This window comes from Zoogloea dura, assembly GCF_012927165.1.
Classification (GTDB): Bacteria; Pseudomonadota; Gammaproteobacteria; order Burkholderiales; family Rhodocyclaceae; genus Zoogloea; species Zoogloea dura.
This window is the reverse complement of record NZ_JABBGA010000015.1, coordinates 43,918-67,200: the sequence shown is the minus strand read 5'-3', so window position 1 is coordinate 67,200 and position 23,283 is coordinate 43,918. Positions and strand designations below refer to the sequence as shown.

The 23,283-nt window shown below is 62.9% G+C and carries 17 protein-coding genes and 2 pseudogenes; 10 read left to right on the top strand and 9 right to left on the bottom strand.

Annotated elements, in window-relative coordinates:
- Window positions 1–95 precede the first annotated feature (95 nt).
- Both HHL15_RS17095 and map read left to right on the top strand, forming a co-directional pair.
- Complete coding sequence (locus HHL15_RS17095) at window positions 96–350, top strand: ParD-like family protein (protein ID WP_169147012.1); 255 nt, start codon at window positions 96–98, stop codon at window positions 348–350.
- Entirely contained in the window at window positions 350–1,156 is an 807-nt protein-coding gene (map, locus tag HHL15_RS17090) for a type I methionyl aminopeptidase (protein ID WP_169147011.1), read from the top strand. The genes HHL15_RS17095 and map overlap by 1 nt, the downstream gene beginning before the upstream one ends.
- Here the strand turns inward: map and HHL15_RS17085 are convergent.
- The 3 genes from HHL15_RS17085 to HHL15_RS17075 all read right to left on the bottom strand — a co-directional run bounded on the left by HHL15_RS17085 (window position 1,142) and on the right by HHL15_RS17075 (window position 4,169).
- Window positions 1,142–1,735: an HD domain-containing protein gene (locus tag HHL15_RS17085; protein WP_169147010.1), complete on the bottom strand. Its 594-nt coding sequence runs from the start codon at window positions 1,733–1,735 to the stop codon at window positions 1,142–1,144. The genes map and HHL15_RS17085 overlap by 15 nt on opposite strands.
- A 152-nt stretch (window positions 1,736–1,887) precedes the next feature.
- Entirely contained in the window at window positions 1,888–2,673 is a 786-nt protein-coding gene (locus tag HHL15_RS17080; RefSeq protein ID WP_169147009.1) for an SDR family NAD(P)-dependent oxidoreductase, read from the bottom strand.
- Between the two features lie 5 nt (window positions 2,674–2,678).
- A complete protein-coding gene (locus tag HHL15_RS17075) occupies window positions 2,679–4,169 on the bottom strand; it encodes an efflux transporter outer membrane subunit (RefSeq protein WP_169147008.1) in 1,491 nt (496 codons plus the stop codon).
- A gap of 91 nt (window positions 4,170–4,260) precedes the next feature.
- On the opposite strand from HHL15_RS17075, the gene HHL15_RS17070 reads away from it, so the two are divergent.
- From HHL15_RS17070 to HHL15_RS17040, 7 genes are all read left to right on the top strand, one after another.
- A complete protein-coding gene (locus HHL15_RS17070) occupies window positions 4,261–4,878 on the top strand; it encodes a TetR/AcrR family transcriptional regulator (protein WP_169147007.1) in 618 nt (205 codons plus the stop codon).
- Window positions 4,879–4,962: 84 nt separating this feature from the next.
- Window positions 4,963–6,096, top strand: a complete 1,134-nt coding sequence (locus HHL15_RS17065) for an efflux RND transporter periplasmic adaptor subunit (protein ID WP_169147006.1) — start codon at window positions 4,963–4,965, stop codon at window positions 6,094–6,096.
- On the top strand, window positions 6,096–9,158 hold the full coding sequence (locus HHL15_RS17060) for an efflux RND transporter permease subunit (RefSeq protein ID WP_169147005.1): 3,063 nt from the start codon (window positions 6,096–6,098) through the stop codon (window positions 9,156–9,158). Before HHL15_RS17065 ends, HHL15_RS17060 begins: the two co-directional genes overlap by 1 nt.
- 90 nt (window positions 9,159–9,248) lie before the next feature.
- On the top strand, window positions 9,249–9,587 hold the full coding sequence (locus tag HHL15_RS17055) for a hypothetical protein (protein ID WP_169147004.1): 339 nt from the start codon (window positions 9,249–9,251) through the stop codon (window positions 9,585–9,587).
- A gap of 141 nt (window positions 9,588–9,728) precedes the next feature.
- Window positions 9,729–10,565 carry an SDR family oxidoreductase gene (locus tag HHL15_RS17050; RefSeq protein ID WP_169147003.1) on the top strand — a complete coding sequence of 279 codons (837 nt, stop codon included), beginning with the start codon at window positions 9,729–9,731 and terminating at the stop codon, window positions 10,563–10,565.
- Window positions 10,566–11,200: 635 nt separating this feature from the next.
- Window positions 11,201–12,784, top strand: coding sequence for a tannase/feruloyl esterase family alpha/beta hydrolase (locus HHL15_RS17045; RefSeq protein ID WP_169147002.1), 1,584 nt, complete (start codon window positions 11,201–11,203; stop codon window positions 12,782–12,784).
- A 271-nt stretch (window positions 12,785–13,055) separates the two neighbouring features.
- Window positions 13,056–13,754: a Crp/Fnr family transcriptional regulator gene (locus tag HHL15_RS17040; protein ID WP_169147001.1), complete on the top strand. Its 699-nt coding sequence runs from the start codon at window positions 13,056–13,058 to the stop codon at window positions 13,752–13,754.
- 41 nt (window positions 13,755–13,795) lie between these two features.
- On the opposite strand, the gene mgtA is transcribed toward HHL15_RS17040, so the two are convergent.
- The 6 genes and pseudogenes from mgtA to HHL15_RS17015 all read right to left on the bottom strand — a co-directional run bounded on the left by mgtA (window position 13,796) and on the right by HHL15_RS17015 (window position 21,653).
- A complete protein-coding gene (gene mgtA, locus HHL15_RS17035; protein ID WP_169147000.1) occupies window positions 13,796–16,363 on the bottom strand; it encodes a magnesium-translocating P-type ATPase in 2,568 nt (855 codons plus the stop codon).
- 102 nt (window positions 16,364–16,465) lie between these two features.
- Window positions 16,466–16,828 carry a collagen-like protein gene (locus HHL15_RS26810; RefSeq protein ID WP_169146999.1) on the bottom strand — a complete coding sequence of 121 codons (363 nt, stop codon included), beginning with the start codon at window positions 16,826–16,828 and terminating at the stop codon, window positions 16,466–16,468.
- A gap of 196 nt (window positions 16,829–17,024) precedes the next feature.
- Window positions 17,025–19,406 (bottom strand): annotated as a pseudogene (locus HHL15_RS17025) (phosphoketolase family protein); the annotation flags it as partial.
- A gap of 264 nt (window positions 19,407–19,670) precedes the next feature.
- Window positions 19,671–20,099: an RcnB family protein gene (locus tag HHL15_RS17020; protein ID WP_169146997.1), complete on the bottom strand. Its 429-nt coding sequence runs from the start codon at window positions 20,097–20,099 to the stop codon at window positions 19,671–19,673.
- Between the two features lie 231 nt (window positions 20,100–20,330).
- Window positions 20,331–20,537: pseudogene (locus HHL15_RS26580) on the bottom strand (Mu transposase domain-containing protein); the annotation flags it as partial.
- 435 nt (window positions 20,538–20,972) lie between these two features.
- On the bottom strand, window positions 20,973–21,653 hold the full coding sequence (locus HHL15_RS17015; RefSeq protein WP_169146996.1) for a pyridoxamine 5'-phosphate oxidase family protein: 681 nt from the start codon (window positions 21,651–21,653) through the stop codon (window positions 20,973–20,975).
- Between the two features lie 94 nt (window positions 21,654–21,747).
- Here HHL15_RS17015 and pdxR point away from each other — a divergent pair, with 94 nt between their 5' ends.
- Window positions 21,748–23,205: a MocR-like pyridoxine biosynthesis transcription factor PdxR gene (pdxR, locus tag HHL15_RS17010; protein WP_169146995.1), complete on the top strand. Its 1,458-nt coding sequence runs from the start codon at window positions 21,748–21,750 to the stop codon at window positions 23,203–23,205.
- Window positions 23,206–23,283: the final 78 nt, after the last annotated feature.

The window sequence follows — 23,283 nt, the reverse complement described above, 5'->3', positions numbered from 1 at the left end:
ACCCAGGCAAAGCGCTCGCCGGGATCCTCTGCCCGGATAGCGTTTGACTACATGAATCGTATATGATTTGTATACGTTTCATGTGGAGTTTGTTGATGGGTATCGTAAAAATATCAGATCTGATGCACGAGAATCTGCGCGTGGCGGGGAACGCACTCAGCAGGTCCATCAATGCACAGGCAGAGCACTGGATGCGGGTCGGCATGCTGACCGAGATGCATCCGGAGTTGAATCACCGGGAGATCTGCCAGCTGTTGATCCGCGCCGAACTTGCCGGGGGCCTGGACATCGCCATGGCCGTCAGCGGCGAGTTCGGCAAGCCCGGCGCATCCCTGGCCGGGAAGCCGTGATGGCGCACGGCGTTCCGATCAATTCCGCCGAAGACATCGGGATGGCGCGACGGGCCGGCCGGCTTGCCGCAGAGGTCCTCGACATGATCGAGGCCCACGTGGTGCCGGGGGTGAGCACAGAAGCACTCGACCTGATCTGCCACGACCACATCGTCAATGTCCAGGGCGCCATTCCAGCCAACGTGGGCTACCACGGCTATCCCAGGACCATCCTCACCTCCGTCAATCAGGTGGTGTGCCACGGCATCCCCTCGCCCGACAAGATCCTGAAGAAGGGCGACATCATCAACATCGACGTTGCCGTCATCAAGGATGGCTGGTTCGGCGACACCAGCCGCATGTACTTTGTCGGCGAGCCGGGCATCCTGGCCCGGCGCCTGGTGGAGACGGCCTACGAAGCACTGCTGGCCGGGATCGGGCAGGTCAGGCCCGGGGCGACGCTCGGCGATGTGGGGCACGCCATCCAGTCGGTTGCGCACCGGGAACACTTCAGCGTGGTGCGCGAATACTGCGGGCATGGCATCGGCCGGCGCTACCACGACGCACCGCAAGTACTGCATTTCGGGCGGCGCGGGGAAGGGGTGAAGCTGGAGCCGGGGATGATCTTCACCATCGAGCCGATGCTCAACGCCGGCAAGCGTGAAACCCGGCAACTGCCCGACGGATGGACCGTCGTGACAAAGGACAGGTCCCTGTCCGCCCAATGGGAGCACATGGTCGCGGTGACGCCCGCGGGATGCGAGGTGCTTACCTTGCGATCAGCAGGTTCGGGTGCCGCTGCGCCCTCGCCATCAATCCTGCGGTGAGTGCTTCCGGTAGTGCGCCTCGGCCATCCCGGCCGCAGCCTCCCACAGGGCAGGGGCTCCGCGCTCGATCGGCGGCCGGCAACGGGTGGTGACCTGCTCGAGCGTCACCGCGCATTCCACCCAGGTGCCGCCGTCGGTGGCAGCGTTGTGCAGCATGGGCTGGAAGCGGTCGAGGGCCTTGGCAAACTTCGCGTCGTCACTTTCGGCGGCCTCGAACTCGAACCACAGCTCGCGGAACTCCGCCGCCTGCGCCTCCGGCAACAGCCCGAACAGCCGCTCGGCCGCCAGCCGCTCCCGCTCGTCCTGCCCGGCGTGGGTTGCCGGCACATGGAAGGGCACATCACCCGCGTCGATCTCGACGATGTCGTGGATCAACAGCATCTTCACCACCCGCTGCACGTCCACCGTCCCGGCGGCATGTTCGGCCAGCACCAGGGCGTACATCGCAAGATGCCATGAATGCTCGGCACTGTTCTCGCGGCGCGAGCCGTCGATGAGCGGGGACAGGCGCACGACACTCTTGAGTCGATCGATTTCCCTGAGGAAAGCCAGTTGCCGTTCGAGGGTGGACGGGGTCACTTTGCGGGGGCTCTTGAGGATTGAGGGGCCGGTGAGTCTAGCAGAATGGGCTGGTGTGGCCTGAAAGCCGGAGTCGGGCGCCAATCGGGTGGTAAGCCGCCCATTAGCCTCTGATTGTCCTTGAACGGTAGCTCCTGGCCGGCGCCCTGCGGTCATCCATTCATGGCGTGCGACAAAAAGGCCTGGTGCAGCCAGCGAGGCGTGGCCCACGTGAGGATCACGAGGGCCTTGTTCGCCCACCCCGGAACGACGCTGATGCGTGCGGCCTGTAAGGCACGGATACCGGCGCGCACGACGGGGGCCGGCTGCATCATCAACAGCTTTAACGCGGGCGTGATCTTTTGCTGCGCCGCGGCAGCGAAGCCGGTATCCGACATGCCGGGGCAGAGCGTCGTCACGGTGACGCCATTGCGCTTGAGTTCGCGATGAAGTGCTTCGCCCAGACGTAATACGTAGGCCTTGGCGGCTGCATAGACGGCGAAGTTCTGTACGCCCTGGTAGGCCAGCAGGCTGGCCACCAGCAGGATCTTCCCGCGTCCTCGCGCCCGCATGTCCTGTGCAAAGACATGGGTAACCGCGGTCAGGCTCGCCACATCCAGTTGCACCACTGCCTGCGCCGCGTCCAGCGGACTATCCACGAACGGGCCTTGCAGCCCATGGCCGGCGTTGTTGATCAGGATGTCGACTGCAATACCTCTCTCACCTAGACGACGATGCAGTTGGACGACGGCTTCAATGTCCGAGAGATCGACCTGTTCCACGATGACCTCGACACGATGCTGCCGGCACAGCGTCTCGGCGAGTGCTTGCAACCGGTCCAGCCTGCGCGCCACCAGGACCAATGAGTGGCCTTGCTCGGCATATTGGCGAGCGAACTCTTCGCCGAAGCCGCTCGAGGCGCCCGTGATGAGCACCCATGAATGATCTGTTGTGGCCATTTTGCTTACCTGTGGTTGGTGGTGGAAAGAGCGCTGTAAACGCGCTTGTTGCCTGCATCCCGGGCATCCCATCCGCCGCCCAGGGCTCGGAAGGAGGCAATGGCGGCGCGGGCAGCCTCTGTTTGCGCCTGTGCCTTCGCGTCGCGCGCCTGCAGGAGGTTGCTGTCGGCATCGAGCACCTCGATCAGGCTGACGACACCGCCCCGGTAGGCCGCAAACGAGTTCTCGCGCGCTCTGGCGAGCGCGAATTCACCTCGCGTCAGGATGTCGACCTGGGCCTCGCGTTTGACGAGGGCGGAGAAGGCGTTTTCGACATCCTCGGTTGCCCGCAACACCGCCAGCCGATAGGCCGCCAGGGCTTCCGCCTCCTGGCCCTGTGCGGCCGCGATCTGCGCATCGACGCGGCCGAAATCGAACAGCCGCCAGCGCAAGCCGAGGACGCCCTGGGCCTGGCTCGCGCCGTCGGTAAAGAGCTTGCCACTCGAGATCGCGGTGGCGCTGCCCAGCAGGGCGCTGAGCGAGAACTTGGGGTAGTACTCCGAGACCGCCCCTCCGATGCGCGCATTGGCTACAGCCAGGCGCCGTTCGGCGGCAATGAGGTCGGGCCGGCGCCGGAGCATCTCGCCCGGTGTGCCGGTTTCGGCAAGGGCAGGCGCGGCGGGGATCGGCCTCACCGGAGCCAGTTCCATGCGGTGGGTTCCCGGCTGCACGCCGAGCAGCACGTCCAGCGCGTTCATCGCCGAATCGAGGCCGGCTTCGAGGATGGGGATCTGCGCCTCGGCCTGGGTGAGGGAACCCTCGGCCTGATTCCTCTGGAGTTCGGCGGCGATCCCCTTCTCGTACTGGAGTTGGAGCATGGCGAGCAAGCGGCGTCGGGTCTCCACCTGCTGTTGGGCAATCGCGATGCGCGCCTGCAGGCCCCGGATCGTGACGTACACGTCCGCGGTCTGCGCGGCAATGGTCAGCCGTGTCGCCTCGGCGCCGGCTTCGGAGGCCTCGTATTCCGCACGGGCAGCCTCCCGCCCGCGCTGCAGACCGCCGAACAAGTCGATTTCCCAACTCGCCCCGAGATTGGCCTCGTAGGCGCTGCCCCAGTGGTCGAAGCCGGGCGTGGCGTTGAGCACCTGCCCCAGCGGGGTCTCGACCGACTGGTAGCCCCGCCCAGCGCTCGCACTCACCTTGCCCGAGGGAAGCAACGCTGCATCGGCGTAGCGCAATGACGCACGAGATTGGGCGACGCGCGCCGCCGCTTGAGCGATGTCCAGATTCTGTTCGAGGGCCAGGGAGACGTAGTGCGCGAGCAATTCATCGTCGAAGGCGGCCCACCAGCGCCCGAGGTCCGCCCTGCCTCGCACCGGACGTTGCTCGACGCCCTTCTGCCCGAGAAAGGTGGATGTCAGCTCGATCAAGGGCGGCCGGTAGTCGGGGCCAGCAGCGCAGCCCGACAAAACGCCAACGGTCATAAGAAGGGCTGCAGAGCGGGGATGGGCTAACATGAAGAACTCTCTGAAAATTGAATTGTTGTTGTGACTATAATCTAATTTGGTCACTTGTTGTCAAGCTGTAAAATACGAGGCATTGTTTTTCATGAACGAAATCGAGTCTTCCATTCCCCAGATGCGCGGCCCTGCCGACCACAACGTCAGAGACCAGATCGTAGAGGCGGCTGAAACGCACTTCAGCCATTACGGCTACGAGAAGACCACGGTCTCCGATCTGGCCAAGGCGATCGGCTTTTCCAAGGCTTATATCTACAAATTCTTCGATTCCAAGCAGGCGATCGGCGAGGCCATCTGCAGCAAGACCTTGAGCGCCATCGTCGCGGCGGTCGAAGAAGCGGTGGCCGGCGCGACCACGCCGACGGAAAAATTCCGCAGAATGTTCAAGACCTTGGCGTCGACAGGCGTCAGTCTGTTCTTCAACGATCGCAAGCTGTACGACATCGCCGCGTACTCCGCCGGGGAGGGGTGGCCGTCTGCCCAGGCCTACTGCGAGCGCATTCGGCAGATCCTGACGGAGGTGGTTCGCGAAGGACGGGAGAGCGGCGAGTTCGAACGCAAGACCCCGCTTGACGAAACGGTGCACGTGATAGATCTCGTCATGAAGCCCTATGTGAATCCGCTCCTGCTCCAGTACAACCTCGATGTGGCCGAGGAGGCGCCGGTACAGCTTTCCAACCTGGTCCTGCGCAGCCTGGCGCCCTAGGTGGGGTAACGATTATATTTGTGACTATTGACAGAAATGGTCACTAGATAGAGGATGAAGGCCTTCGCGTTTTCGGAGGTCGTCATGTTTCAGCGCCGCAATATTCCCTTCCTGGCCGTCGTCGGTGTGCTGCCCCTTGTTCTGGCTGCGTGCAGCGACGCCACTTCTTCAATCGATCCGCGGACCCAGGCTCCCCTCGTAGGGGTCGCGCCGGTGGCAACCACCGCCCAAACCGAGCGCGCGTTCAGCGGCATCGTCGCGGCGCGGGTGCAAAGCGACTTGGGTTTTCGCGTTCCCGGCAAGATCCTGGAGCGCATGGTCGATGCCGGGCAGGCCGTCAAGCGCGGCCAGGCGCTGATGCGCATCGACCCCACCGACTTGAGGCTCGCCACGCGTGCCCACGATGAGGCCGTTGCCGCCGCCACGGCGCGCGCGCGGCAGACTGCAGAGGATGAGTCGAGATACCGCGATCTTGTTTCGGCCGGGGCGGTGTCGGCCTCGACCTACGACAAGATCAAGGCGGCCGCCGATTCAGCGCGAGCGGAGCTCAGGGCGGCCCAGGCCCAGGCCGACGTTGCCCGCAACGAAACGGGCTACGCCGTCCTGCTCGCCGATTCGGACGGTGTCGTGGTAGACACCATGGCCGAGCCGGGCCAGGTCATCAGTGCGGGCCAGGTCGTCGTTCGTGTGGCGCATGCCGGGCGTCGAGAAGCGCTCATTGCCCTCCCCGAAAGCCTGCGTCCGGCGATCGGCTCTGCGGGGCGCGCGACCTTGTATGGCAGCGGGTTGACGGGCGCCGCGAAACTGCGTCAGTTGTCGGATGCCGCAAATCCTCAGACACGCACCTTCGAGGCGCGCTACGTACTGGATGGCCGCCTGGCTGACGCACCGCTCGGCTCGACCGTCTCCGTCGAAATTCAAAGCAGCCGCTCCAGCCCGACGCTGCAGGTTCCGATCGGCGCGCTCTTCGATCTGGGCAAGGGGCCCGGCGTCTGGCTGGTCAAAGGGCAGGAGGGTCAAGGGCAGGAGCCCCAGGTTACCTGGCGCGCCGTGCAGGTGGCAGGCCTCAGCGGCGAATCCGCGGCGATCGCCGGTGGCCTTGCGGCGGGCGATCGTGTCGTCGTCCTCGGTGCCCATCTGCTGCACGAAGGCGAGCAGGTTCGACTGGTTGATAGCCGTGCCGCATCAAGGGCTGCGGCCACCGGCGGGGAACGGTAATGAGTGGCTTCAACCTCTCTGCCCTCGCGGTACGCGAGCGCTCAGTCACCTTGTTCTTGATGCTGGCGATCTTCATCGCCGGCGTCGTGGCCTTCCTGACCCTGGGCCGGGCTGAGGACCCCGCCTTTACCATCAAGCAGATGACCGTGATCACCGCCTGGCCCGGGGCGACCGCCAAGGAGATGGAGGAACTGGTCGCGGAACCCCTGGAAAAGCGCATGCAGGAACTGCGCTGGTATGACCGGACAGAGACTTTCACGCGACCGGGGCTGGCTTTTACCACCGTGTACCTCATCGATAGCGCACCGCCCGCCGAGGTCCCCGAGCAGTTCTATCAAGCCCGCAAGAAACTCGGCGACGAAGCTGCCAGGCTGCCGCGTGGCGTCATCGGTCCGATGGTGAATGACGAATATGCCGACGTGACCTTTGCGCTGTATGCCTTGAAAGCCAGGGGCGAGCCGCATCGGCACCTGGTGCGTGATGCAGAGGTCATGCGCCAGCGCTTGTTGCACGTGCCCGGCGTCAAGAAGGTCAACATCATCGGCGAGCAGGCCGAGCGGATCTTCGTTGAGTTCTCCCATGACCGCCTCGCCACGCTGGGCGTGTCCCCGCGCGACCTCTTTGCCGCGCTCAACAGCCGCAATGTCATGACGCCCGCCGGTTCGATCGAAGCCAAGGGCCCGCAGGTCTTCATCCGGCTGGAAGGCGCGATCGACGATCTGGAGGCGATCCGCAATACGCCGGTCGCAGCGCGGGGCCGTACGCTGAAGCTCGGCGACATCGCCGAGGTGAAGCGGGGCTACGAGGATCCGGCCACCTTCCTGATCCGCAACAACGGCGAACCGGCCTTGCTGCTCGGCGTGGTCATGCGAGAGGGGTGGAACGGCCTCGATCTCGGCCAGGCGCTGGAGGCGGAAGCGGCGATGATCAACGCCGGGATGCCGCTCGGCATGAGCCTCGCCAAAGTGACGGACCAGTCGGTCAATATCCACTCCGCCGTCGGCGAATTCATGGTCAAGTTCCTGGTTGCCCTCGGTGTGGTGATGCTGGTCGGCTTCCTCAGCATGGGCTGGCGCGCCGGCATCGTGGTCGCGGCAGCGGTGCCCCTGACCCTGGCCGTGGTCTTCATCATCATGGCGGCCACCGGCAAGAACTTCGACCGGATCACGCTGGGCTCCTTGATCCTGGCCTTGGGGCTGCTGGTCGACGACGCGATCATCGCCATCGAGATGATGGTCGTGAAGATGGAGGAGGGCTACGACCGCATCCGCGCCGCGGCCTATGCCTGGAGCCACACCGCCGCCCCCATGCTTGCCGGAACGTTGGTGACGTCGATCGGCTTCATGCCGAATGGCTTCGCCAAGTCGACCGCCGGCGAGTACACCAGCAACATGTTCTGGATCGTCGGCATTGCCCTGATCGCATCGTGGATCGTTGCTGTCGTGTTCACACCCTACCTGGGCGTGAAGCTGCTCCCGAACTTCGAGAAGCACGAGGGCGGGCACGGGGCAATCTACGCTACGCCCAACTACGAGCGCTTCCGCCGGCTGCTGGAATGGGTGATCCGGCGCAAATGGCTGGTCGCGGCGAGCGTGATCGGCGCTTTCGTGGTCGCGATCCTGGGCATGGGCGTGGTTAACAAGCAGTTCTTCCCGACCTCGGACCGGCCGGAAGTCCTTGTCGAGGTGCAGATGCCGTATGGCACCTCAATCGAGCAAACCAGTACGGCGACGGCGAAGGTCGAAGCCTGGCTTGCGCTGCAGCAGGAAGCCAGGGTCGTGACGTCCTACATCGGCCAGGGTGCTCCACGCTTCTTCCTGGCGATGTCACCTGAACTGCCCGATCCGTCGTTCGCCAAGATCGTGATCCTCACAGGGGATGAAAAGGAACGGGAAGCCCTCAAGTCCAGACTGCGCCAGGCGGTGGCCGACGGGTTGGCACCCGAGGCGCGGGTGCGCGTGACCCAGATCGTGTTCGGCCCGCCTTCGCCATTTCCCGTGGCCTATCGCGTGATGGGGCCGGATCCGGACAAGCTGCGTGACATCGCGGGAGAGGTGCGTGGCGTCATGCAGGCGTCTGCCCAGATGAGAACGGTCAACACCGACTGGGGCGAGCGCGTGCCCACACTCCATTTTTCGCTCGACCAGGATCGCCTGCAGAGCATCGGCTTGACGTCCACCGATGTGGCCCAGCAACTTCAGTTCCTGTTGAACGGCGTCCCGGTCACCGATGTGCGCGAAGACATTCGTTCGGTCCAGATCACGGCCAGATCGGCTGGAAGCAAGCGGCTTGATCCGGGCCGAATTGCCGACTTCAACCTGGTCGGCGCCACCGGCCAGCGGATTCCGCTGTCGCAGGTCGGCAGCGTGGACGTGCGGATGGAAGACCCCATCCTGCGTCGCCGCGATCGCACGCCGACGATCACCGTGCGCGGTGATATTGCCGAGGGCCTGCAGCCGCCGGATGTATCCAGCGCCGTGTGGCAGGATATTCAGCCCATCGCTGCCAGACTGCCGGCCGGCTACCGGATCGAAATGGCAGGCTCCATCGAGGAATCCGGCAAGGCCAACCGCGCCCTGGCGCCGCTGTTCCCGATCATGATCGCCCTGACCCTGATCACGATCATTTTTCAGGTCCGCTCGATCTCCGCGATGATGATGGTATTCGCCACCGCACCGCTCGGCTTGATCGGCGTCGTGCCTACCCTGCTGCTGTTCCAGCAGCCGTTCGGTATCAACGCGCTGGTCGGTCTGATCGCGCTATCCGGGATCCTGATGCGCAACACGCTGATCCTGATCGGTCAGATCCGCAGCAACGAGAAGGAGGGATTGGCGCCTTTCAACGCCGTCGTCGAGGCCACCGTGCAGCGTGCCCGTCCGGTCATCCTGACCGCGCTCGCCGCGATGCTGGCGTTCATCCCGCTCACCCATTCGGTTTTCTGGGGAACGCTGGCCTATACGCTGATAGGTGGCACCTTTGCCGGGACGATCCTGACGCTCGTGTTCCTGCCGGCCATGTATTCCATCTGGTTCAAGATCAGGCCCGTTCACGCGCACCACTGATTGGCGCGTGCCCCCGCCCCACTCATATCGCGTTACTCCCCCCCAATCAACCGAATCTCGATCAGATTCATTTCTCAGAAAGGAATCGAAATGGATATTAATCAAAGCACCCTGAACAGAAGTGCAATCGGCCTTCTCATTTTGGCAGGCCTCAATTCGGCAAGCATAGCCCGCGCCTCAGAAAGCGGCGATCCGCACCAACGGGCACGGGAGATGATCGTCCCTTCAATCGTATATGCGACGGTATCGCAGCACGTGGCGGAAACGCCTGCTCCAGTCAATCCACACCAACAGGCCAGCACTATGATGCATGACGACCGGTGGCCTGCGGCTTCCATGCCTCAACTACTCCACGTCAAAGGACGTGGTGGCGTCGAGATTGACCCACATCGTCACGCCCAATCGATGATCGTTGGTCACCCAGAGTGAGTTGAATGCGGGCATGCCGTGTGGGACATTTGCTCCGACCGCGTGCCCGGTGCAGGCAGATTGGCACAACATACTTCCACGTGCGTGAAGCCCGGAAATTTTATATCTGGTTTTGTTCTGATGCCAAAAGGAGTTATTTTCATGTTCCACAAGATTCTTGTTCTCGGCGCCACCGGCAATGTTGGTCAACCCCTCGTGCAAGCCTTGCTGAGCAAAGGCGAGCAGGTTAAGGCTGCTTCCCGTACAGGTAAGCCAATTGCGGGCGCAGAAGGCGTGATTTTTGATTACGCCCGGCCCGACACATTTTCTGCAGCTTTCGAAGGAGTTGATCGCGCCTACGTCATGTTGCCCACCGGATACGTCAATCAGAAGGAGTTGCTCTTGCCCGTGATCCAGGCCGCAGCCCAGCGTCACGTGAAAGTGGTGTTCCAGAGTGCGTTCGGCGCGGAGGTTGACGATTCAACCCCCTACCGCCAGGTCGAGATCGCTTTGCAAAACTCCGGCACGCCTTATGTAATCCTGCGTCCGAACTGGTTCTCGGACAACTTTCATACTTTCTGGAGGGCGGGGATCAAGCATGGCCAGATCACGCTGCCTGCGGCCGATGGAAAGTCTAGCTTTATTGACGTGCGCGATATTGCAGACTGCGCGGCAGCTGCCCTAACGACCGAACGCTTTGATGGCGAGGCATTCAATCTGACAGGACCCGAGGCGATCAGCTATGGACAGGCAGCCCAACTGTTGTCGGAGGCAATCGACAAGCCCGTAGTCTACACGCCTATCGACGACAAGGCATTCATCGGGATGCTCATCAGCAGTGGAGTGTCCAATGACTACGCTCGCTTTATGGCAGCAATCTTCTACACGGTGAGGGAAGGATGGGCTGAGGCTGTCACGGATCATGTGCAGATTCTGACTGGTAAGGCACCCCGATCACTGGGAACTTACGCTCGGGACCACTCACATGCGCTGTGCTGATCCTGGCTCTATGAAGCTAAAAGGGAAGAGCTTTTCACCGCTTTCAGTTCTGGCCAGAAAGTGAGGCTATGGGCTGGCGCAGACATTTTGACAAAAACTTCGTGAATGAGCGCGAATCGACCACATCGCGTAGGTGATTGTTGGTGCCAGCCGATAGCCCGCTCGATCACACTGTGGATGACCTGCTCCGCTGTCACCCGGAGCAGCTCCACCCTGAGGCGGCAGATCTCCTTGCTCTCGCGGTCCTGTGGGGCCCGCTACGTTGGTGGAGCACGGTAGCGTTTGATCCACGTATACGGACTGTGGCAGCTCACGCCCGGTCGGTCCGTCACCTCAGCGACCGGATGCCCATCATCCTGACGGACCGTCTCGGTCTTGAACCCTCAAGTGAAACCTTGCTGTGACTTCCTTGTTTTCATGAACTTCTGCGATCTACTTCAGCAGTGGGGCTACAGGGTGTCCAAGAAACCCAGGGCAATTCATCAGAGGGAAGCGAAGATCGCTTCATAAAAGTCGCCGAACTGTCGGCGTTTCGACATTGTTACTTGCCATGCAGCCATAGAATCCGAGCGCAAGGTGTTGCTTTGCTTCGTTCACCAAGTTTTGAAACCACAACAGTGGGGAGACTCAGGGCTATGCAAAAATCATTATCGAGGGTGTCGCTGGCTATTCCTTTTATTTCGGCTTCTCTGTTGTCTGCATGTGGCGGCGGGGGAGGCTCATCGTCAGCTCCCGCTATTGTCTCAGCAGCGCAAGCCTGCGCGAACCTGAGTGGAAAGAAGATTGGAGCTGCTGTTGTTTCCTCTGCAACGATTGTCGAGGCCAATAATTCAATTCCCAGATATTGCAGGGTGTCTGCAACCATTGCCCCGACTCTAGATGTGGAATTGGAAATCCCTGATAACTGGAATGGGAAGATGCTCTACATCGGAGGGGGCGGGTACGATGGTGCGATTAATGATCCTGCCGTATGGCAATCGGTTCTAAGTCCTGGGAATATATCAAAAGGCTATGTGCTGGTCATGAGTAATGGTGGCCATCGCGGCAGCGCTGTTGATGCGTCGTTCGCCGCTGACCCATCTCTGGCGGCGTTGTTTGGATCAGGGTCTGTGCCGACCACAGCGCAGACGGCGAAGGAGATGATTTCGGTTGCCATGGGTAAAGGTCCTGAACGATCTTACTTTGAGGGGTGTTCGAACGGCGGACGAGAGGGGCTTATGGCCGTTCAGCGAGATCCACTCCTTTTTGATGGTGTTATCGCTCGGGCTCCTGCGCACAACTGGACAGGACAGATCGCAGGTGCGTTCAATAGAAATGCAAAGGCCGTCTCCGCTGCTGGTGGGGCAATGCCAGCAGACAAGGTTGCGCTTCTTGCAAAGGCAGTCAGATCCTCATGTGATGGTGCCGATGGAGTCATCGACGGAATCGTTTCCGATCCGGAGGGATGCCACTTTGATCCGATGTCTTTGCGCTGTCCTAATGGTGGAGAGGGCGCTTCATGTCTGTCTGATGCACAACTTGCAGTGGTGAGCGCTTGGACCCAAGCTTCAAGCTTTGGCGGAGGAGCATATACCCATGCTGGCTGGGCATTGACAGGCAACGAGGACGATGCGGGGGGATGGGCATTGTGGCTCACGGGGGCAACGGGTGATGGAGGTAATTCACTTCAGTTCCTGTTTCAGGATACTACAATTAAGAACTACCTTGCTGTAGGCGGAGCCGCAAATTCGCTTGCTTATGATATTGATTCGAATCCATCCGCATTGCGCGGATTGGCCGGATTGAATGATGCAACAAATTCAAATCTAGCTCCATTCGCAAATTCGGGGGCGAAGTTGATCTTGTGGCATGGTACTTCCGATGCGGCGCTGAGCTACAAGCAAACTGTCTCGCACTACATGCGTGTCAAAGATGCAATGGGCGGACAGGCTGATGCCGACAAGTTTATGCGCTTCTATCTTGCTCCTGGCGTGAATCACTGTAATGGCGGCGTTGGTGCAGACTCCGTTGATCTTGTAACGGCACTGGATAAATGGGTTTCTGAGGGGGCCGGTCCCGGGGCGCTTGTTGCAACAAAGCGCAATCCGGACGGTAGTGAAGCTCTGAGTCGACCGATTTGTGTTTATCCTCAGTATCCGAGATATACCGGCCCGTCGAATGATGTTAATGCCGCGACCAAGGCCGCCAATTATAGTTGCACTACGCCTGCTGGCAGTTGAGAAGTCAAATATCGTACTTGCAGGTGCCGTCAGTGTAGGGGCTGGCGGCACTCCTTTCATCAGTGCGAATCACTGCCCGGTACCCCAAGTGGCCTACCGGTGGATGCGTCAAACGGTGCATCCACCTGTAGGCTTGATTGCGCTCAAGTGCGTTGGAATTGCAAGGTCCTTGATTCGATCGTGTACGAGGCTTTGCGTCATTTAAAGCGGATGGTCCTGGTATTCGTTGCGCGACATGTCCAGCAGCCTCAAGCATTATTAATGCACTTCAATGATTAAAAAATCACCGAAATCTCTTCAGTCAATTCTAGAGGAAACCACCTGGTTCAAGGCGCTTCCCCGAACGTCGCAGGAGCAGGTGCTTTTAAGTTCATATGAGTGTCATTACTTTGAAGGTGAAGCTGTCGCTCGAATTGGGGGTGTGGCTTCAGCGTGGATCGGGGTCGCAGAAGGCCTTCTAAAAATTATCACTGTTCATCGTACTGGCAGGGTTGTAATGCTAACTGGTGTTCCGACTGGTGGATGGGTAGGAGAAGGTTCTGTGCTTAAGAGAATAGAAAGGCAGTACGATATTGTAGCGATGCGCGACAGTCGAGTGATATTCATGCCTGGTCCAACATTTAGGCATCTTCTTGACACCAGTATTGAGTTCAATCGCATCATTATCGAGAGGCTAAACGAGCGACTGGCGCAATTCATAAAGATGGTGGATATTGACCGGCTCAATGATCCGACAGCAAGAGTTGCACGTTCGATAGCGACTCTCTACAATCCGGTTCTCTACCCGGATATGAGTAATTTTATTCAACTTTCACATTCAGAGCTTGGTGAATTAATTGGCATGTCGCGTCAGTCGGTAGGGTCTGCGCTCAAAATACTGGAGACCGAAGGGTTGATTGCAGCGGTTTACGGTGGGGTTGTTGTGAAGGAGTTGAGTTTGTTATCTGAATACCGAGAGCGCGAGAAGTAAGTGTCCACTTCTATGGGCTAGTGGACACGATGTTTAGCGAGCTAAGGGGTTGGGAGAAGATGGGATGGTCGGGCGCTTACGTACCACCGGTAAAACCCCCTCTTGGCGATTTCGACGACCACGAGATAAGCCAGGGCCATGCCGCCAAGGATGAAGTAGAACTGTGCCGGCGGCTGGACGAAGCCGAAGTAGGCGCCCAGCGGTGTAAATGGCAGCAGGGCGCCGAGCGTTGCGATGCCCAGTGACGTTGCCACCAAGGCTGCATGGGGGCGGCTTTTGAATGGATTGCCGCGGGTGCGGATGACGAAGATCACCAGCACCTGAGTACACAGCGACTCGATGAACCAGCCGGTCTGAAAGAGCCTGGCGTCCGCGTTCAGCACGTGGAGCATGACGTAGAAGATCAGGAAGTCGAAGGCTGAACTGATGGGGCCGATCACCAGCATGAAATTGCGGATGAAGCCGATGTCCATCACGCGGGGCTTGCGCAGTTCCTCGGGGTCCACCTGGTCCAGCGGAATCGGCACCTCGGACATGTCGTAGAGCACGTTGTTGAGCAGGATCTGGGTGGGGAGCATCGGCAGGAAGGGCAGGAACAGGGCTGCGCCGGCCATGCTGAACATGTTTCCGAAGTTGGAACTGGTGCCCATCATGATGTACTTCATGATGTTGCCGAAGGTGCGCCGGCCTTCCATCACCCCGTCGTAGAGCACGTGCAGATCGTGATCCAGCAGGATCATGTCGGCGGCCTCCTTGGCCACATCGACCGCAGAATCCACCGACAGGCCCACATCCGCCGCGTGTAGCGAGGGCGCGTCGTTGATGCCGTCGCCCAGGTAGCCGACCACATGCCCGCGGGCCTTGAGGGCGAGGATGACGCGCTCTTTCTGCGCCGGGTTGACGCGGCAGAACAGGTTGGCCTTTTCCACCCTGGCGCGCAGGGCGGTGTCGTCCATCACGGCCATTTCCTTGCCGGTGAGGATGCCGGTGACCGGGATATTGAGTTGTCCGCACACGTGCCGGGTCACCAGTTCACTGTCGCCGGTAACGATCTTTACGCTGATTCCGCTGTCCGTCAGGGCCGCAAGCGCGGCGCCGGCGCTTTCTTTTGGGGGGTCGAGAAACGCCGCGAAGCCTGCGAAGACCAGTTCCGTTTCATCGCCGACCGTCGCGTGGGAATGGGTGGCGGACGCCTCGCGCCAGGCGATGCCGAGGACGCGGAAGCCCTCTTTCTCGAGATCGGCCTGCACTGCGTGGATCTTGTCGAGGGCCGCCCTGTCCAGCGGGATCTGGGCGACATTGCCCTGTTCTTCGTAGTGCTTGCACAGGCCGATGATCTCGTCCGGGGCGCCCTTGATGACCAGGAGGCGGCCATTGCCCTTGTCGAGCAGCACCGAGACGCGCCGCCGCTCGAAATCGAAGGGGACTTCGTCGATCTTCTTCCAGGCGCTCACATCGATTTCCTGGTGGGCGAGGATCGCCTCGTCGAGGGGGCTCTTCAGGCCGGTTTCGAAGAAGCTGTTGAGATAGGCCAGTTCGAGCACCCGTTCGCTCGGCCCGCCTTGTGGATCGGTGTGTTTCTCCAGCCGGATCTTCGCCTCGGTCAGCGTGCCGGTCTTGTCGGTGCACAGCACGTCCATCGACCCCAGGTTCTGGATCGCCGCCAGGCGTTTGACGATCACCTTTTTCCTGGCCATGAGTTGCGCGCCGCGGGCCAGCGTGACCGAAACCACCATGGGCAGCAGTTCAGGCGTCAGGCCCACGGCGAGCGCCACGGCAAACAGGAAGGACTCGAGCCATGGCTTGTGCATGAAGGCGTTGACGAGCAGCACGAACAGCACCAGCAGGATCGTCAGGCGCATGATCAGCATGCCGAAACGGTGCGTGCCGATCTCGAAGGCGGTTGCCGGCGGTGCCCGGGTCAGGGTGTCGGCGATGGCACCGATGGCGGTGCCGACCCCGGTTCTGACAACCTCAATCCGGGCGCTGCCGCTGATCACGGTGGTGCCCATGAACACCGCGTTGGCGGCATCCTGGATGTCGACGGTGCCCGCTGCCAGTTCGCCCGGCCGTTTTTCCACGGGGTAAGGTTCGCCGGTCAATAAAGCCTGCTTGACGAAGAAGTCGTTCGCGTCGATCACCCGGCCATCGGCAGGGATCATGCTTCCGGCGGAGAGGACGACAAGATCGCCCGGCACGACCTCGGTGACGGCGACATCGATCTGCTTGCCGTCGCGGATCACCGTCGCCTGCACCGAAACCGACTGACGCAGGCTGGCCGCCGCCTTGCCCGCCCGGTGCTCCTGGACAAAATCCAGCGTGACGCTGAACAGCACCATGACCGAGATGATGATGAAATTGGTCAGTTCGCCGGTCATGGCAGAAACCGCACTGGCCACCAGCAGCAGCACGACCAGGGGATTCTGGAAACGGGACAGGAACTGCCGCCACAAGGGCTTTTCCTGGTGATCGCGGAACAGGTTGGGGCCAAATCGGGCTAGTCGGGCACGGGCTTCGGCACTCGACAGACCGGTTGTCGGAGAACCGGACCCGGCGGCTCCTTCGGGCGGGTCGAGCCACCAGGCTCGTGACGGTGTTTCCGATGCCATTTCGGGGTCTCCAGCACGCGTCCTCACCGTCCCGGACGATCTGCCGCGCGAAGTCAGCGTCAGCGTGTCCGCTTACGCCACCTTCGCGCGGGGCGGGGAGGCTCAGCGCTTGGTTTCCGGGACGACGATCACCGTGTCGCCGCCGGTTTTGCCGGTTTTTCCGGTCTGGCCGGTGTCGCCGGTGGCCCCGGTGTTGCCTGGCGCTCCGGTGTCACCGGTCGCTCCGGTGTTGCCTGCCGCACCGGTATCGCCGGTGGCCCCGGTGTAGCCCGGGGCGCCGGCGGAGCCGGTTGTTCCCTTGGCACCGGCATCGCCCGTTGCTCCGGTTGGCCCTGCTGGCCCCGGAACCGGCACGGGTACGGGAACGGCGACCACGGTCGGCGGTGGTGTCTCCACCTTCGGTTTGTCACAGGCGCTCAAGGACATCGCCATCAGTGCTGCGGATAAGGCCATCGAATAGTTCATGAGATTTCCTCGGGCTGGAGTGAAGAACGTCGCTCGCCCGGACGGGCTTGTAACGATGGGGGCGTGAAGCTGCAGGGTACGGTACTGATGCCTGCCCTTCCGTTCGATAGCTCACATAGCGCATCGGCCCGGAAGGCGTGTGGGGGCGCCGCCGCCTTGTTGATCAATGTCGCTCGGTCCTGCAGGTCGGGTTGGCTCAGCGTAGCCCGGCCTGCAGCCCGGTCCAGTGCCAGTCGCGGATTTCCGGCATGTCTTCGCCGTGCTCGCTGACCCAGGCACGGTGCCGGGCGATGGTCTGACGGTAGCGTTCGCTGGCTTCGTCCACCCGGTTGCGCAAGCGCGGGATGCGGCGGATGGCGTCGAGGGCGAGTTGATAGCGGTCCATGTTGTTGAGCACCACCATGTCGAAGGGCGTGGTGGTGGAGCCTTCTTCCTTGTAGCCGCGCACATGCAGGTTGGCGTGGTTGTGGCGCCGGTAGGTGAGGCGGTGGATCAGCCACGGATAGCCGTGATAGGCGAAGACGATGGGCTTGTCGCGGGTGAACAGGGCATCGAAGGCGTCGTCGCTGAGGCCGTGGGGATGTTCGGCGGGCGGCTGCAGGGTCATCAGGTCCACCACGTTGACGAGGCGGATACGGATGTCCGGCACGTAGTCGTGGAGAAGGGTGACGGCGGCCAGGGTTTCCAGGGTCGGCACGTCGCCCGCGCAGGCCATCACCACGTCCGGATCTCCGCCGTCGTTGCTGGCCCATGGCCAGATGCCGGCCCCCGCGGTGCAGTGGTCGGTCGCCGACTCGATGTCGAGCCACTGCCATTCCGATTGCTTGCCGGCAATGATCAGGTTGATGTAATTGCGGCTCTTCAGGCAGTGATCGGTGATCGCCAGCAGGCAGTTGGCGTCGGGGGCGAGGTAGATGCGCACCACCTCGGGGCTCTTGTTGGCCACGTGGTCGATGAAGCCCGGATCCTGGTGCGAGAAGCCGTTGTGGTCCTGCCGCCATACGTGGGAGGTGAGCAGGTAGTTGAGGGACGCCACCGGCTTTCGCCACGGAATCTCGCGGCACACCTTGAGCCACTTGGCGTGCTGGTTGAACATCGAGTCGACGATGTGGATGAAGGCTTCATAGCACGAGAACAGGCCGTGGCGACCGGTAAGCAGGTAGCCCTCGAGCCAGCCTTCGCAGAGATGTTCGCTGAGCACTTCCATGACCCGGCCATCCGCCGAAAGATGGTCGTCCGCGGCCTCGATGTCGGCCATCCAGGCCTTGCCGGTCACGTTGATGACTGCGCCAAGCCGGTTGGAGGCCGTTTCGTCGGGGCCGAAGAGGCGGAAGTTGGCGTTGGGCAGATTGCGTCGCATCACCTCGGCGAGGAAGTGACCCATCACGCGGGTGGCCTCGGCCCGGACACTGCCCGGCGTGAGCACGGCAACGGCAAAGTCGCGGAACTCGGGCATCAGGAGCGGCACCAGCAGCGCGCCGCCGTTGGCGTGGGGATTGGCGCCCATGCGGCGATCGCCGGTGGGGGCGAGGCTGGCGAATTCCGGATGGAGGCGCCCGGTGGTGTCGAACAGCTCGCCCGGCGCGTAGCTGCGCATCCAGTCTTCCAGTTGGCGGATGTGTTCGGGTGCCTTGAAGTCGGCAATGGGCACCTGGTGGGCGCGCCACGTGCCTTCCACCGGCAGGCCGTCGACGGTCTTCGGGCCGGTCCAGCCCTTGGGGGTTTGCAGCACGATCATCGGCCAGCGGGGGCGGGGCGGCGGCCGGGGCGCATCCGGAGCGCGGGCGGCGGCCTGGATCGACCGGATGCCGGCGAGGACGGTGTCGAGCGTCGTGGCCATCAGTGCGTGCATCGTCATCGGGTCGTCGCCGATGACGAAATGGGGTTCGTAGCCGTAGCCTCGGAACAGTTCGGCCAGCTCGCCACGGTCGATGCGCGCCAGCACCGTGGGGTTGGCGATCTTGTAGCCGTTGAGGTGGAGGATGGGGAGCACCGCGCCGTCCCGCACCGGGTTGAGAAACTTGTTCGAGTGCCAGCTGGTTGCCAGCGCGCCGGTTTCGGCTTCGCCGTCACCGACAATGCAGGCCACGATCAGGTCCGGGTTGTCGAAGGCTGCGCCATAGGCGTGGGCAAGGGAATAGCCCAGTTCGCCACCCTCGTGGATCGAGCCGGGGGTTTCCGGCGCGACGTGGCTGGGGATGCCGTAGGGCCATGAGAACTGTCGGAACAGGGCCTGCATGCCGCCCCGGTCCTGGCTGATGTGGGGATAGGTTTCGCTGTACGTGCCTTCCAGATATGTGCTCGCCACGAGGCCCGGCCCGCCGTGGCCCGGGCCGATGATGTTGATCATGTTCAGGTCTTGCTCGCGGATCAGCCGGTTCAGGTGCACGTAGATGAAGTTGAGGCCAGGCGTTGTGCCCCAGTGCCCGAGCAGGCGCGGCTTGATGTGGGCCAGGCTGAGCGGCGCTTCGAGCAGCGGATTGGCGCGCAGGTATATTTGCCCGACCGAAAGATAGTTGGCGGCCCGCCACCAGGCGTGCATCCGGCGCAGAAGATCGGGGCTGATCGTGGTCATGGTCGTGTTTGCCGTTGAGGCCCGGACGCGCCACGCAAGTGGCGGTACCGACGGATCCGGGCGGTGGTGGAACTGTCATCGGCGAGCTTGGGGAGGGGCACTGCCGTGACCTCGGAAAAGGTGGTGCCGGCCAGTGCCCAGGGCATCAGCCCAATCGGGCTGATGGGGTTTGGGAGCACCGCAAGGGGAAGCCGGCACCCTCCCTGGCCAAGGCCAGGTGAAAGGGAGAGTGGGTTCTGTACGGCGGTGCTCACCGTGCCGGGGGAATCAGTGGCTGAGCAGGATTTGCAGGATGACGCCGGTAGCGATGGCCACCAGAACGTAGTCGCCGCCGGTCTGCACCCAGTGGTAGCCCCGCGGCGGCGGGCTCAGGCGATGACTGCGCCAGTTGTTCACCACGTAGTTGTTGTGGCGGTATTCGCGGTCGAGGCGATCGCCCCGATAGAAGTTATGGTTCGGGCCGGCCCCCCGGCCCCGGCCTTCCTCGCCGTAGTCCCGCTCGCGCTGCTGATCGTAACTCCGTTCGCGGTGCTGATTCCTGCGCCCTGCGTCGGCTCGCCCCTGGCCGGGATGGCCGCGTTGCGACTGTTCATAGCGGTCATGCTGATGTGGGCGTTCATGCCCCCGGGCGAAAGCGGCCGTCCCCGGAAGCAGGGCGATCGCCAGCAGGAGGGCTAGGGCTGGATGGGCTTTCATGGTGGGCTCCTTGGCGTTGTGAAGCGGTGTCGGGAAAACCGTTTCACGCTAGACGGCGTGGGCAGGGCTGTCGGTGCGGGACCGTACCCAGGCCGTCTGCTTGCCTGATGGGCGTTCTGTGTTCGACACCGAACGGACGGTGTCGGGGGATCTTTCTAGCGTTATCTGATCGCGTGCTTTTCCCCAGGAGGATCCGATCCACGCAAGCAACTCAGCACGTCTGTGCCGCCCCGGCATGTCGTCAAATGGCGCACCGTTTCTCAAGGCTCCCGGCTTGCTTTCAATCAGCAGAATGTAGCGCTGTCAGTCGTAGCGTGTTTGCTGCCGACTGAAGTTGCGGGGTCGACTGGCGATGCGGGCATCCTGCGCCAGGATGTCGATCCGTTCTGGATAGAGATGCTGACTGACCGCTTGGCCCACCAACTCGCACGGCACCGAGCAGTGAGATTGCCTCCGCTCACCCCGTAAGTGGCTTCAGCACCTCCAGCCCAGGCCTGCGCTGACGATGCTTGGATTGAGCTGGATGTCGGCCTTGATCGCGCCCTGGGCGGTGTGCCGGCCATGAAGGAGGCGATCAGGCCGGGCCACAGTTCGTAGCCCACGTCGAAGACCAGGGCGCGATTGCTGGAGAAGCCGGCGTCGGACAGCGTGCTTGCGCTGATCAGAAGCAGGTAATGAATGGGCTTTTTCGCCCGACCTTCGGCGTACTCGTATAGCCTCGAATCCCGGTACTTTGTCTTGAGATCGCTATCCATCGCTATCCATCGGACTTCCTGCCAGGCGTCGGGAGTGGCAGGAGCTGGGTGATGCCTGGCTGCCGCTGCGAGAGGTCTGGCAGCGATCGCCAGACGTCTGGCTGACACCCTGTGGCGGTCAGCGGGGGGCTCGCCGGTGGCCGCCGTGCCCGTCGCGCGGGCTGCCAAAGCGAGTGGGTGGCACCGTGCTCACCACGCTGTCTGCCTCGGCGCGTGGCGTGCCGAGCTCCGTGCCCAGGGGGATGACGCCGGCCCAGGCGGGCCAGGCCAGATCCTCTTCATCATCCTTCACCCCGCTGTCGCGCACCTTGGCCGATGCCTCGGTGAGCGGAATCCGCAGCACGCTGGTGGCGTTCAGCTCCTTGTCGGAGATTGGGCGCAGCGTGTCCCAGCGGCCGGGGTACAGGCCGTCGATGAGGGCTTGCAGGCTGCGCTGCTTTTCAAGCGGGTCGGTGAGCAGCTCAAAGCGCCCATAGACCACCACCGAGCGGTAGTTCATCGAGTGGTGCATGGCCGAGCGGGCCAGCACCAGGCCATCGGCAAGGGCGATCGTGATGCAGGCCTCCGCGTCGATCAGCGCCTTGAGCATGCGCGAGGCCTTGGCGCCGTGGATGTAAAGGTGTTCGCCCTCCCGCCAATGAATAGTGGGGATGGCATGCACCGCGCCGTCGAGCTGAAACGCGACGTTGCAGATCACCGCCGCGTCGACGATGGCGTTGACCGCTTCGGCGTCGTAGCGCGCGCGCTCGGGCTTGCGGCGGACACGGGTGCGGGCTGAAGGGGCGGCAGTGGCGGGCATGATGGCAGGGCTCCAGAGGGTCTCGATGGCAGAACTCTAGGGCGCGCATGGTAGCTTTCGTAGCTCCACGAAATGAACTGTCCATGGAGCCACGATGGAGCTTGACTGGCTGCTCGCCCCGCCTTTGCCCGAGACCATGCCGCGGCAACGCGTGCTCTATCACCGCCTGCGCGATGCCATCCTGTCTGGCCGTCTCGCCTCCGGCACGCGCCTCCCCGCCAGCCGGAGCCTGGCGTCGTCGCTGAAGATCGCCCGCAACACGGTGCTGTTTGCCTATGAGCAGCTGCTCGCCGAGGGCTGCCTGCTGGCTGATCGCCAGGGCACGCGGGTGGCGTCGCTGCCCGGGCGGGCGGCCGCGCCAGCCGGCAGCCGGGATACGCCGGCAGCGCCCTTGCACCTCTCCCAGCGTGCCGCTGCCGCATTGCAGCCGGAGCCCGCGCGCGAAGCGGCGGTGCTGCCGTTTGCGCCCGGCACGCCGGACTACGGCGCCTTTCCCTTCCGCAGCTGGCGCGCCTGCCTGGAGCGCGCCTGGCTCGATGCCGGCTGGCGCCAGCTCGGCTATGCCGCCCGCGGTGGCGACCCGGCATTGCGCGAGGCGGTGGCCGGCTACCTCACCACCGTGCGCGGCCTGGCGGTGGACGCCTCGCAGGTCGTCATCACGAGCGGAACACAGGCGGCCCTGGACCTCTGCGCCCGGCTGCTGGGGGACCACGGCGACACCATCTGGGCCGAGAACCCCGGCTATTTCGCCGCCCGCGTCGCATTCGACCTGGCAGGGCTGCGCGTGCACGATGTGCCGGTCGATGCCGAAGGGCTGGCCCCCGGCGAGGGCGACTGGCGCGAGCACCCGCCGCGGCTGATCATGATCACCCCCTCGCACCAGTACCCCACCGGCCGCGTCATGTCCCTGCCACGGCGTCTCGCGCTGATCGAGCGGGCCCGCCGGGCTGGCGCCTGGATCATCGAGGATGACTACGACAGCGAATTCCGCCGCGCCGGCCCGGCGCCCCCCGCCTTGTTCGGCCTGCAGGCCGACGCGCCGGTCGTCTACGCCGGCACCTTCAGCAAGACGCTGTATCCCGGCCTGCGCCTCGGCTACCTCGTGCTGCCCCACGCCATTGCCGCCGATTTCGCCCGCGCCACCAGCCAGGCCACACGCGCCGGGCAGGGGATCGAACAGCGCGCCCTCGCCGACTTCATCCAGCGCGGCCACTACACCACCCACCTGCGCCGCATGCGCGCACGCTACGCCGCGCGGCAGCTCGCCCTGCGCAGCGCCCTGAGAGAAGCCTTCGGCCCGTCCCTGGAGCTCTCGGGCGGCGACGCCGGCCTGCACCTGGTGATGTGGCTGCCCCAAGGGATACGCGACACCGACGTCGCCACCCATGCCGCCGCGCTGGGGCTGGGCCTGCGCGCGCTGGCCCACTACACACGGGCCCCGGTGACCTGCAACGGGCTGGTGCTGGGTTACGGAAATCTGGAGGAGGGGATGATCGTGGAGTGTGTGCAGAGGTTGGTGAAGGCGGTGCAGGCATCGCCTGCGTGCCGTTGAGCGATGACGACGCTGAGTCGGCCTGCGCTCTTGTGCTTCCAGTCCAGCCGACGGTGCTCGGGCAGAAATTTGCAGACA

What these genes read in the sequence shown, in the direction of transcription:
- HHL15_RS17095 (WP_169147012.1), top strand. Translation starts at nt 96, where the DNA reads ATGGGTATCGTAAAAATATCAGATCTGATGCACGAGAATCTGCGCGTG.
- map (WP_169147011.1), top strand. Translation starts at nt 350, where the DNA reads ATGGCGCACGGCGTTCCGATCAATTCCGCCGAAGACATCGGGATGGCG.
- HHL15_RS17080 (WP_169147009.1), bottom strand. Translation starts at nt 2,673, where the DNA reads ATGGCCACAACAGATCATTCATGGGTGCTCATCACGGGCGCCTCGAGC.
- HHL15_RS17075 (WP_169147008.1), bottom strand. Translation starts at nt 4,169, where the DNA reads ATGTTAGCCCATCCCCGCTCTGCAGCCCTTCTTATGACCGTTGGCGTT.
- HHL15_RS17070 (WP_169147007.1), top strand. Translation starts at nt 4,261, where the DNA reads ATGAACGAAATCGAGTCTTCCATTCCCCAGATGCGCGGCCCTGCCGAC.
- HHL15_RS17065 (WP_169147006.1), top strand. Translation starts at nt 4,963, where the DNA reads ATGTTTCAGCGCCGCAATATTCCCTTCCTGGCCGTCGTCGGTGTGCTG.
- HHL15_RS17060 (WP_169147005.1), top strand. Translation starts at nt 6,096, where the DNA reads ATGAGTGGCTTCAACCTCTCTGCCCTCGCGGTACGCGAGCGCTCAGTC.
- HHL15_RS17055 (WP_169147004.1), top strand. Translation starts at nt 9,249, where the DNA reads ATGGATATTAATCAAAGCACCCTGAACAGAAGTGCAATCGGCCTTCTC.
- HHL15_RS17050 (WP_169147003.1), top strand. Translation starts at nt 9,729, where the DNA reads ATGTTCCACAAGATTCTTGTTCTCGGCGCCACCGGCAATGTTGGTCAA.
- HHL15_RS17045 (WP_169147002.1), top strand. Translation starts at nt 11,201, where the DNA reads ATGCAAAAATCATTATCGAGGGTGTCGCTGGCTATTCCTTTTATTTCG.
- HHL15_RS17040 (WP_169147001.1), top strand. Translation starts at nt 13,056, where the DNA reads ATGATTAAAAAATCACCGAAATCTCTTCAGTCAATTCTAGAGGAAACC.
- mgtA (WP_169147000.1), bottom strand. Translation starts at nt 16,363, where the DNA reads ATGGCATCGGAAACACCGTCACGAGCCTGGTGGCTCGACCCGCCCGAA.
- HHL15_RS26810 (WP_169146999.1), bottom strand. Translation starts at nt 16,828, where the DNA reads ATGAACTATTCGATGGCCTTATCCGCAGCACTGATGGCGATGTCCTTG.
- HHL15_RS17020 (WP_169146997.1), bottom strand. Translation starts at nt 20,099, where the DNA reads ATGAAAGCCCATCCAGCCCTAGCCCTCCTGCTGGCGATCGCCCTGCTT.
- HHL15_RS17015 (WP_169146996.1), bottom strand. Translation starts at nt 21,653, where the DNA reads ATGCCCGCCACTGCCGCCCCTTCAGCCCGCACCCGTGTCCGCCGCAAG.
- pdxR (WP_169146995.1), top strand. Translation starts at nt 21,748, where the DNA reads ATGGAGCTTGACTGGCTGCTCGCCCCGCCTTTGCCCGAGACCATGCCG.